At 74.2% G+C, this 10,376-nt stretch carries 9 protein-coding genes and 1 pseudogene; 5 read left to right on the top strand and 5 right to left on the bottom strand.

What is annotated here, in order from left to right; all coding sequences use genetic code 11:
* Together RBJ77_RS30980 and RBJ77_RS30975 are read left to right on the top strand one after the other, a co-directional pair.
* Window positions 1-1,271 (top strand): annotated as a pseudogene (locus tag RBJ77_RS30980) (AfsR family transcriptional regulator); the annotation flags it as partial.
* 93 nt (window positions 1,272-1,364) lie between these two features.
* The gene (locus RBJ77_RS30975; RefSeq protein WP_372348002.1) at window positions 1,365-2,075 is read left to right on the top strand and encodes a DUF4232 domain-containing protein; all 711 of its coding nucleotides are present in this window, start codon (window positions 1,365-1,367) and stop codon (window positions 2,073-2,075) included.
* 31 nt (window positions 2,076-2,106) lie between these two features.
* Here the strand turns inward: RBJ77_RS30975 and RBJ77_RS30970 are convergent, their stop codons facing one another.
* Both RBJ77_RS30970 and RBJ77_RS30965 read right to left on the bottom strand, forming a co-directional pair.
* Window positions 2,107-3,915, bottom strand: coding sequence for an NHL domain-containing thioredoxin family protein (locus RBJ77_RS30970; protein WP_372348001.1), 1,809 nt, complete (start codon window positions 3,913-3,915; stop codon window positions 2,107-2,109).
* A 3-nt stretch (window positions 3,916-3,918) separates the two neighbouring features.
* Window positions 3,919-4,308, bottom strand: a complete 390-nt coding sequence (locus tag RBJ77_RS30965; RefSeq protein WP_372348000.1) for a cupin domain-containing protein — start codon at window positions 4,306-4,308, stop codon at window positions 3,919-3,921.
* A 51-nt stretch (window positions 4,309-4,359) separates the two neighbouring features.
* Here RBJ77_RS30965 and RBJ77_RS30960 point away from each other — a divergent pair, with 51 nt between their 5' ends.
* The gene (locus RBJ77_RS30960; protein WP_372347999.1) at window positions 4,360-5,394 is read left to right on the top strand and encodes a GlxA family transcriptional regulator; all 1,035 of its coding nucleotides are present in this window, start codon (window positions 4,360-4,362) and stop codon (window positions 5,392-5,394) included.
* A 17-nt stretch (window positions 5,395-5,411) separates the two neighbouring features.
* Complete coding sequence (locus RBJ77_RS30955) at window positions 5,412-5,861, top strand: GNAT family N-acetyltransferase (protein ID WP_372347998.1); 450 nt, start codon at window positions 5,412-5,414, stop codon at window positions 5,859-5,861.
* 39 nt (window positions 5,862-5,900) lie between these two features.
* Here RBJ77_RS30955 and RBJ77_RS30950 read toward each other — a convergent pair whose 3' ends face one another.
* A complete protein-coding gene (locus RBJ77_RS30950; RefSeq protein ID WP_372347997.1) occupies window positions 5,901-7,175 on the bottom strand; it encodes a hypothetical protein in 1,275 nt (424 codons plus the stop codon).
* A 71-nt stretch (window positions 7,176-7,246) separates the two neighbouring features.
* Entirely contained in the window at window positions 7,247-8,728 is a 1,482-nt protein-coding gene (locus RBJ77_RS30945) for an FG-GAP repeat domain-containing protein (RefSeq protein ID WP_372347996.1), read from the bottom strand.
* Window positions 8,729-8,922: 194 nt separating this feature from the next.
* On the opposite strand from RBJ77_RS30945, the gene RBJ77_RS30940 reads away from it, so the two are divergent.
* Window positions 8,923-9,423: an LURP-one-related/scramblase family protein gene (locus RBJ77_RS30940; protein ID WP_372347995.1), complete on the top strand. Its 501-nt coding sequence runs from the start codon at window positions 8,923-8,925 to the stop codon at window positions 9,421-9,423.
* Between the two features lie 38 nt (window positions 9,424-9,461).
* On the opposite strand, the gene RBJ77_RS30935 is transcribed toward RBJ77_RS30940, so the two are convergent.
* Window positions 9,462-10,283, bottom strand: coding sequence for a carbon-nitrogen family hydrolase (locus RBJ77_RS30935; RefSeq protein ID WP_372347994.1), 822 nt, complete (start codon window positions 10,281-10,283; stop codon window positions 9,462-9,464).
* Window positions 10,284-10,376: the final 93 nt, after the last annotated feature.

Raw genomic sequence — 10,376 nt, 5'->3', positions numbered from 1 at the left:
GCGTCGTTGCGGCCCGGGTGAACGCGCGGCCGCAGTGGCCGCTGTCCGCGTTCGCCGACGAACTGGCCGACGAGCAGCGCCGGCTGACCCTCCTCGACGTCGACGACACGGGCGTCGCGGCGGCGCTCAGGCTCACCCTGTGCGCGCTGCCCGACGACGCCCGGCTGCTGTTCGAGCGGCTCGGCGCGCTGCCGGGGCCCGGCGTCGACCGGTACGCGGCCGCCGCCCTCGCCGCCACGTCCCCCGCCGACGCCGCCGCGGCGCTGTCCCGGCTCGCGGACGCCCATCTGCTGACCGAGCCGGCCCCCGGCCGGTTCGCCATGCACGACCTGGTGCGGCTGTACGCGCGGGAGGCCGGGCGGGCCGGTGAGCCCGAGCCCCTGGTCCGCCTCCTCGACCACTACGTCCGCACCGCCCTGCGTGCGGCGGGCGCCGCCGAACCCGACGACCGGCCCTGCTGCGTGCTGCCCGCCGACGTCCGCGCCGACCACGGCGGACCACCGCTGCCGGGCCGTACCGCGGCGCTCGCCTGGTACGCGGCGCAGCGCGAGAACCTCGCGGCGGCCGCCGGCGCCGCGCACGCCGCGGGCCTGGACGACCGGGCCTGGCGGCTCGTCGTGCTGCAGTGGCCGTACATCGTCGGGTACGTGCGCGACGACTGGGTCCCGCTGCTGGCCACGGGGCTCGCCGCCGCGGTCCGGCTCGGCGACCCGGACGCCGAGTCGCGCGTGCGGGCCCTTTACGGCTGGGTGCTCACCGAGGAGGGGCGGCTCGCCCAGGCCCTGGAGCACCTGGAGCGCGCCCCCGGCCTCGCGGCCCGCGCGGGCGACCCGTCCAGCGAGGCCACCGCCCTGGTCAATCTGGCCGTCGCGCTCGACCGCAGCGGCCGGCCCGGTACAGAGGCCCTCGCCCATGTCGTGCGCGCCGCGGAACTGGCCCGTTCCTGCGGCGACGTCCTCACCGAGCTGCTCGCCCTGGAGCACCGCGCCCGCCAGCTGCTGGCCCGCGCCGACCACGAGGCGGTCCTCGGCTGCACGGAGCGCGGCCTCACCGTGCCCGGCGCCGCCGACGAGGGCCTCGCGCCGCTGCGGCAGATCCTGCTGCGCGTCTCGCGGGGCACCGCCCTGCACGCGCTGGGCCGCCCGGCGGAGGCCGCCGACTGTCTGCGCGCGGCCCGCGACGATGCCGCCGAACGGGGCTTCGAGAAGGGCGTACAGGAGGCGGAAGCCCAGCTCAAGCGGGTCGGAAGCGAAACGGCGACGGGGCGATAGCGCGGGAGCGACAGGACGGCGACGGGGCCGGGCACTGTAGTGATCACAAGGGCCGCCGGACCGGGCGGGCCACCGCTACGGGGGAGTACCACCATGACCCGCACCATCGCCCGCACGACCGTCCTCGCCGCCGCCGCCGCGGTGCTCGGCCTCAGCCTCACCGCCTGCTCGGGCGGCGACAGCGGCACCAAGGACGAGGGCGCGGCCGCCCCGGCCGCCGCCACGACGAGCACCGGCACGAGCACCGGCACGGGCGACGACCAGGGCGCCACCAGCACCACCGGCACCGGCGCGTCGAAGTCCTCGGGCGCGGCGCAGGCAGGCGCCGCCAAGAACGGCAGCACCGCGAAGAGCGGCGGCACCACGGCCAAGAGCGCCCCCGAGTGCAAGGTCGGCTCGCTCACCTACTCGCTCAAGCGCAAGAACCCGGAGCAGCAGGGCGACCACCTGCTGATCACCGCGGTCAACACGTCGGGCGCCGCCTGCACCGTGCAGAAGTTCCCGGTGGTCACGCCGGGCGAGGCCAACGGCGACGTGCCGGTGGCCAAGGACGACGTGCGCCCCGCGCAGCCGCTGCTCGTCCCGGCGGGCGGCACGGTCTACTCGGCGCTCGCCGTCTACCAGGAGACGAAGGCCGAGGACGACTACTTCACGTCGATCCGGCTCTCGCTCGTCATGAACGACTCCGACGCCTCGGCCGCGTCCGTCACGCTGAGGACGCCCGGCGAGGTCGAGTACGCGGGCAAGCGGGCCGACGGCATCGAGGTGCTGTCCTGGAACCCGCGCATGCCGTACGCCGGCTGACCTGCCGGGCGCCGGAGCTCAGCCCCGCGCGTCAGCCCCGCTCGTCCATCCCCGCGAGCACCAGCGGCAGCCGGTCCGCCCCGCCCTCGGCGACGCGGACCGGGACGCCCCAGTCCTGCTGGTGGACGTGGCACGCCGGGTACTCGTTGGCGGGGTCGTCGTCGCAGGACGCGGCCATCGCCGAGACGTGCAGCACGCCCTCCGGCACGGCCGGGTTCAGTACCAGCTCGCGGGCGAGTTCGGTGCCCGCGCCGTCACCGGCGGCCAGCAGCTCGGGCGGCGTGGCCGAGACGAGCAGCCGGGTCGAGGGCCCGTAGCGGGTGTCGAGCTTCTGCCCGGCCGGCGCCTGGAAGATGACGTCGAGCCGGAGCTTGCCGCCCGCGACGTCGGTCGCGGAGCGCTGCGTGCGATGGGCGACGGACTCGACGCGGACGGCCTCCTCGGGCAGCCGCAGCCGGGTCAGCCGGTGCCGCGCGGACTCCACGACGACGATGTCGTCGCCGATGACGACGGCGTCGCTGGGCTCGCGCAGGTCGGTGGCGAGCGTGGTGACCTGGCCGGTCGCGGGGTCGAAGCGGCGCAGCGCGTGGTTGTAGGTATCCGCGACGGCGACCGAGCCGTCGGGCAGCGCGGTGACGCCCAGCGGGTGCTGGAAGAGGGCCTGGCCGGCGTCCCCGTCGCGGTGGCCGAAGTCGAAGAGGCCGGTGCCGACGGCGGTGTGGACGCTCCCGTCCCGGTCCACCCAGCGCAGCGCCGACGTCTCGGAGTCCGCCAGCCACAGGCGGTCCTCCGTCGCGGCGAGCCCGGACGGCTGCGCGAACCAGGCCTCGGCGCCGGGTCCGTCGACGAGCCCCTCGTTCGTGGTGCCGGCCGCGACGGCGACGGTGCCCGCCGCCGGGTCGTACGTCCACAGCTGGTGGACGCCCGCCATGGCGATCCACACCTTCCCGTCGAAGACGGCGACGTCCCACGGCGAGGAGAGGTCGACGTCGAGCGCGGGGCCGCTGGTCGGGGAGCCCTGCCACCACTGCTTGCCGGTGCCGGCGAGGGTGCGGACGGCGCCGCTCGCCAGGTCGACGGCGCGCAGCGCGTGGTTCACGGTGTCGGCGACGACGACGGTGTGCTCGTCGAGGAGGGCGAGGCCCTGCGGCTCGTTGAAGGAGTCGGGGCCGAAGCCGCGCTCGCCGCTGCCGATCCGCCGCACGACGCTCTCGCCGTCCGCCGCCAGCTCCACGAGCTGGTGCCGGGTCGTGTCGCTGACCAGGAAGTTCCCCGAGGGCAGCAGCAACGCCTTGCCGGGGAAGCGCAGGTCGGTGGCGACCGGCTCGGGCGCGACGTACGGGCCGTCGCCGCGGCGCAGCGTGCCCTTCGCCGTGTGCTCGGCCTCCAGCTCGTCCACCAGCTTGGCGATGGCGTGCGCGTGGCCCTCACCGGCGTGCTGCGCGACGACGTACCCCTCGGGGTCGATCACGACGAGGGTGGGCCAGGCGCGGACCGCGTACTGCTTCCAGGTGGCGAGCTCGGGGTCGTCGAGGACCGGGTGCTCCACCCCGTACCGCTCGACGGCGTCGACGACGGCCGCGTGCTCGGCCTCGTGCACGAACTTCGGCGAGTGCACGCCGATGATCACGACGGTGTCCCGGTGCTGCTCCTCCAGCTCGCGCAGCTCGTCGAGGACGTGCAGGCAGTTGATGCAGCAGAACGTCCAGAAATCCAGGATGACGATGCGTCCGCGCAGGTCGGCAAGGGTGTACTCCTTGCCGCCCGTGTTCAGCCAGCCGCCTTTGCCGACCAGTTCGGGGGCGCGGACACGGGCACGGCGGGGAGCGGAGTCGTTCATGATTCAAGAGTGCCACGCGTGTCCGGTCGTCGAGTCCACGTGGTCGGGTACGGGGTCGTGGGCGTCGCCCGTGGAGGACGTGCCGGTCGGCTCCAGGACGAGGATCGCGGTGCCGGGGGCCGCCTGGGGCTTGTGCCAGGTGCCGCGGGGCACGGTGAAGACGGAGCCCTTCTCCAGGACCACGGCGCGCTCGCCCGCCGCCTCCCGCAGGCCGATCGTCAGCTCGCCCTCGACCACGAGGAAGAACTCGTCGGTGTCCTCGTGCACGTGCCAGACGTGCTCGCCCTCGGCCTTGGCGAGGCGGACGTCGTAGTCGTTGACCGTCGTGACGATGCGCGGGCTCCACAGGTCGTCGAAGGTGGTGAGGGCCTTGGGCAGGGAGACAGGTTCCATGCCGTCATCCTGCGGCGGCCGCGCGGCCCCGACGAGTGCTAGAAATCGCACATGCCGCAAGGATCCTCGCACCGTTCGCATCGGCCGCACCGGGTCGTCGTCCTCGTCGACGACGGCGTGAACCCCTTCGAGGTCGGCGTCGCCACGGAGGTGTTCGGGCTGCCCCGGCCCGAGCTGAACCGGGACGGCCCGCTGTACGAGCTGACGCTGTGCGCCCCGGCCGACGGGATCCGCATGAACCAGGGCTTCTTCACGCTGTCCGGGGCGGCGGGCCTGGCGGCGTGCGACACGGCCGACACCCTGATCGTGCCGGGGCGCCCCGACAACGTGGTGCCGCGCACCGGCCCCGTCCTCGACGCCGTCCGCGCCGCCCACGCCCGCGGCGCCCGCATCGCGAGCTTCTGCACCGGCGCCTTCGCGCTCGCCGAGGCCGGGCTGCTCGACGGGCGGCGGGCCACCACGCACTGGCGCTGGGCCGCCGAGTTCCGCGCGCTGCACCCGAAGGTGCTGCTCGAACCGGACGTCCTGTACGTCGACGAGGGCGACGTCCTGACCGCCGCGGGCAGCGCCGCCGCGCTCGACCTGAGCCTGTACCTGGTGCGCCGCGACCACGGCGCCGAGATCGCCAACGCGGTGTCCCGGCGGCTCGTCTTCGCGGCCCACCGGGACGGCGGACAGCGGCAGTTCGTGGAGCGGCCCGTGCCCGAGGTGCCGGACGCCTCGCTCGCGCCGGTGCTCGCCTGGGCGCAGCAGCGGCTCGACGGGCCGATCACGGTCGCCGACCTGGCCGCCCGCGCCGCCGTCAGCCCGGCCACGCTGCACCGCAGGTTCCGCGCCGAGCTGGGGACGACGCCGCTGGCCTGGCTGCTCGGCGAGCGGGTGGCGCTGGCGTGCCGGCTGATCGAGCGCGGCGAGGAGCGGCTCGACGTGGTGGCGCACCGCAGCGGGCTCGGCAGCGCCGCCAATCTGCGGGCGCGGCTGAAGCGGGAGACGGGGCTGAGCCCGTCGGCGTACCGAAGGAGGTTCGGCACGACGGCCGCGCCCCGGCACCGGCCAGCCGCTTCAATTGACCTAGTGCAAAAATAAATTGACGCTAGTGCGATGTGATCCCTAAGGTCACCGTCTCTCCCGCCGAGTCCCGCGATCACCTCGCCTGGCGCCGGCTCTTCGCCGCGTACGGGGAGTTCTACGCGACCGAGCTGACCGAGGCCGAGCTCGACCGGGCCTGGGCCTGGATCCACGACCCGGCCCGCGCCACCCGCTGCCTGATCGCCCGCACCGCGGACGGCACCCCGGTCGGCCTCGCCCACTACCGCGCGGAGGACTCCCCGCTCAGCGGCACCCGCGGCTTCCTGGACGACCTGTTCGTCGACCCGGCCCACCGCGGCGGCGGCGCCGTCGACGCGCTCTTCGCCGGGCTGCGCCGCGTCGCCGCCGAGGAGGGCTGGCCGAACGTGCGGTGGCGCACCGCCGAGAACAACTACCGAGCGCGCGCCGCGTACGACCGGCACGGGGCGAAGACGGTGTTCCTGACGTACGCGATGGACGCCTGAACGTACGCGACGGACGCCCGACCCGGCCGGCCGCGGGTCTCAGCCGGCGGCCGGTACGCCCGCGGGCGGGTCGGGCACCGTGGGCGCGTCGAGGAACTCGATCACCGCGAGCGCGCACACCGCGCAGACCGCGATCCACGCGACGACCGCGCCCGTCGGGTAGTTCCAGGCGAGCAGGACGGCGGCGGCGACGGCCGCCACGGTCCAGTTCAGCCAGGTCCGCATCCGGTGCACCCACGGTCCGACCGGCCCGAAGGTGCCGCCGCCGGTGGCCTCGCGCACCGAGCCGATCGCCCCGGTCCAGCCGCCGCGCACCGCGACCGCCCACCGGCCGGGCCCGCTCAGCCACGCGGCGAGCGCCACGACCGCGCCGAGCACGGCGACGACCCGGACGCCGGTGCGCAGGAAGCGGACGAGGGTGTCGTAGACGGCGCCGGCCGCGGGCCGCGAGACGTCGGACGGCAGCGCGTCCAGGTAGAACGAGCGGCCCAGCCACAGCGCGAGGCCGAGGACGAGCGCGCCCACGGCGACCGCGAGGGCGGCGCCGACCAGCGCCCGGCGCCGTCGCCGGGCGAGCAGCACGCCGCCGACGACGAGCAGCACCACGATCAACGGCAGGACCCAGGACAGGAGTTGGAGGAGGCGGAAGCCCTTCTTCGCCTTGGCGAGGGTGCCGGTGGACTGCATCAGCGTGATGCTGGTGTGCACCTCGGGAATGTGCGCCGCGACGGCGAGGCCGTTGTCGACGAGGGCGTCCTTGACCCGTTCGACGACGGGCGCGAGATCGAGGGTGACCTCGCCGTCCTTGACCTGGACGGCGCCGTCGCCGCTGCCGGTGAGGGCCTTGTCGACGGCGGCGTGCGCGGTCCGGTTGAGCTGCTTCCACACCGTGGCGAAGGCCGGGCTCGACACGAACCTCTCGGCCGTGGTGCGCACCAGCGAGGTCAGCCCGCTGGTGATCGGGCCCTCCGCGGCGCCGAGCGCCTTCTCCAGACGGGGCCGGTCGTCGGGCGCGACGCCGCTCAGCAGGTCGTCGACGTCGATCTGCTGCATGACGGCCGTGGTGACCCGGTTGGCGACGGCGTGCTGCACGTCCGGGTCGGAGGCGAGCGGCTCCATCGTGGCGACGTACCGGTCCGTGTCGCCGATCATCGAGTCCGCCCAGACGGCCACCGCGCTCAGCGGCGTGAGCACGGCGGCCAGGACGATCAGGACGACGGCGAGCGCGGACTTGGTCCTGGACCGCCGCGGCCGCCCTTCCAGTTCGGCCACCCGGGCGCGGAGGGCGGCGAGTTCGGCGTCGTCCTTGGTCATGCTCCAAGGAGACGCGGACCACCGGCTCCGCGCCCGCTGGACTGGGCCAGTAGGGGCGCCCGGGGCGGGCCCTAGCGGAGCGGGTTGCCCAGCAGCGCCTTGGTGACGGGCGCGGCCAGGTCCGTCGGGTTGACGGCGACCGAACCGGCCGTGGTCACCCCGGTCGCGGTGCCGCGGAACGCCCAGACGGCCCCGGAGGACGCGTTCTCGGCGGTGGACGACACCGCGAGGTCCCGGTGCCCGTCGCCGTTCAGGTCCAGCAGCTGGCAGGCCGCGCCGAACGCGTCGCCGGTCTCCGCGACGCCCGGGACGTCCGGCGAGTTCTGGTTGTAGACCTGCGACCCGGTGCCGGTCACCCCGGTGGCGGTGCCCTGGAGCAGCGCGAACGAACCGGCGTCCGTCTTGCCGCCGAAGTCCTCGCCCGCGATGCCGAGCGCGACCTCCGCCTTGCCGTCGCCGGTCACGTCGGCCACGGAGACGCAGGAGCCGAGCGCGTCGCCGTCCTCCTGGGCGCCGTAGAAGCCGGGCAGCGACTGGTCGAAGGTCTGGGTGCGGCTCTGCGACAGGCCGGCGGCCGTGCCGAAGGAGATCGTCACCTTGCCGTCGGTGTCGTCGCCGTTCGAGCCGTCGCCGTTCGCGGTGACCGCGTCGGCGTAGCCGTCGCCGTCCACGTCGCCGAGGGCGAGGGAGCCGTGCGCGCCGGGCGCCCAGCCCTTCTTGAAGCCCGTCGTGCCGCCGTACAGCACGGAGTTCTCGTTCGAACCGTCGCCGTAGTACGCCCAGATGGCGATGTCGTCGCGGCCGTCGCCGTTCACGTCGCCCACGGCACGGGCGGTGACCGGGCCGCTGATGGAGTGCGGGCCGTCGACGCACTCGTCGGTGTCGTTGCAGGCGGCGCCGTCCGCGGTGTAGCCCCACCACTGGGACTTGTCGATGAAGTCGCCCTTGGCCGCGGGGGCTCCGGCGCGCGAGATCGGGCCCTTCCACAGGGCCGCCTGCTGGTCGACCGGGTCGTCGCCGTACGAGGAGATGCCCGCGAACAGGGCGAGGTCCGTCTTCCCGTCGCCGTCGAAGTCACCGGCCTGCGGGGAGCGCCCGTAGGTGTTGACGGCGGTGCCGCCGGTCAGCCCGGCGGCCGAGCCCCAGACGATGACGCTGCCCGCGTCGGCGGCCCGGGAGCCGATGACGAGGTCGGTGAAGCCGTCGCCGTCCAGGTCGCCCTTGGTGACGTACTGGCCGAACGACTGCTTGGCCGTGGCCGAGCCCGGCACCCCGGTCGTGGAGCGGGACAGCAGCTTCTTGCGGGCCGGGTCGATGCCGGACGCCGACCCGTAGGTCACCGCCACGTAGCCGGCCGCGGCCTTGCCGGAGACGGTGCCGCCGGGCGCGGCGGAGACGAGGTCGGCGTAACCGTCCCCGTTGAAGTCGTCCGCGCGGTCCGCCTTGCCCGCCGTGGCGGCCTGGGCCGGGGCGAGCGACAGGGCGGTGAGACCGCCGCCGATGAGGACGGCCGCGGCCAGCGGTGCGGCGATCCGGAGTCGTGCGTATGACATGGGGGGTTCCTTCGGTCGTAAGTTCACGTCCACCCCTTGTGACCCACCAGTTCCTCGAACGGTTGCACGCACCATCGAGAATTGTTGTGAACTCGCCCATTTCTCCCGGCCGTTGGGCACGGAGCGCGATTCCCTCTGCTCCTTTCGGGCCGGGGCACGCGTTCGTCCGGCGGCTTGCGGGCACTCTTCGACGTATGCGCTTCGAAGTACGGGAACGGATCTTCGCCGTGGGCGAGGACTACTGGATCGAGGACGAGAACGGCCGCAAGGCGTTCCTCGTCGACGGCAAGGCGATGCGGCTGCGGGACACCTTCGAGTTGAAGGGGCCCGACGGCCGGGTCCTCATCGACATCCACGAGAAGATGTTCAGCCTGCGCGACACGATGGTGATCGAGCGGGGCGACGAGGAGCTGGCGCGGATCAAGCGCAAGCGCCTGTCGCTGCTGCGCAACCACTACCGCGTCCAGCTCGCCGACGGCGCCACCGAACTGGACGTCAGCGGGAAGATCCTGGACCGCGAGTTCGCCATCGAGTACGAGGGCGAACTGCTCGCCGAGATCTCCCGCCGCTGGCTGCGCGTGCGCGACACGTACGGCGTGAACGTGGTGCGCGAGGACGCCGACCCGGCGCTCCTGATCGCCGTCGCGGTGTGCGTCATCCACCTCGCGGAGAAGGAGCGCGGCGTCGTCGACTGAGGCCGGCGGGGGCCGGTCGGGACCGGGCCGGGCCCGGCTCAGCGGCGGGGCGCGTCCAGCCCCAGCAGGCGGTCCTTGAGGGCGGGGAACTGCTCGCGGGTCACGCCGACCTTCGCCGTGTCGAACTCCACCCGCAGCACCTCCTCGCCGGCGCCCGCCTCGGCCAGCACGGCGCCCCACGGGTCGACGACGACGCTGTGCCCCGCCTGCTCGACCCCGGCGTGCGTGCCGGCGCTTCCGCAGGCGAGCACGTACGCCTGGTTCTCCACGGCCCTGGCCTGGGCGAGCAGCGTCCAGTGCGCGCGCCGCCGCTCCGGCCAGCCCGCCGACACCACGAGCGTCTCCGCGCCCCGGTCGACCAGGCCCCGGTACAGCTCGGGGAAGCGAAGGTCGTAGCAGGTCGTCACGCCGAGCGTGGTCTCCGGCAGCCGTACGGTCACCAGTTCCTCGCCCGCGCTCATCAGCACGGCCTCGCCCTTGTCGAAGCCGAAGCGGTGGATCTTGCGGTAGGCGGCGGCGAGCTCCCCTTCGGGGGAGAAGACCAGCGCGGTGTTGTAGAGCGGGCCGTCCCCCGCGGCACAGCCGCCGTCGGACGCCGCCCGCTCCGGGATCGACCCGGCGTGCAGCCACACCCCCGCGTCGCGCGCCGCCTTCGCCATCGCCCGGAAGGTCGGCCCCTCCAGCGGCTCGGCCTCCTCGGCGAACAGCTCGTAGGCGAAGGCGCCCGTCGGCCACAGCTCGGGGAGCACGACGAGGTCGGCCGATCCGGCTTGTTCGCGCACCAGCGAACTCACGCGCTCCCGACGCTCGTTGACCGATTCGTCCTCGTTTACTGCGATCTGGATGAGGGAGGCGCGCACACTACCACCGTCCTGGCATTCGAGCCGTCAACACGGGCCTACGATCGTCACACGAAAGCACTGCCGGGGTGCTTGCGGGCAGCGTAACTTAGC

The organism is Streptomyces sp. KL116D (assembly GCF_030766975.1).
In the GTDB taxonomy this organism is placed as follows: Bacteria; Actinomycetota; Actinomycetes; order Streptomycetales; family Streptomycetaceae; genus Streptomyces; species Streptomyces longispororuber_A.
This window is presented reverse-complemented; position numbering and strand designations above follow the sequence as displayed.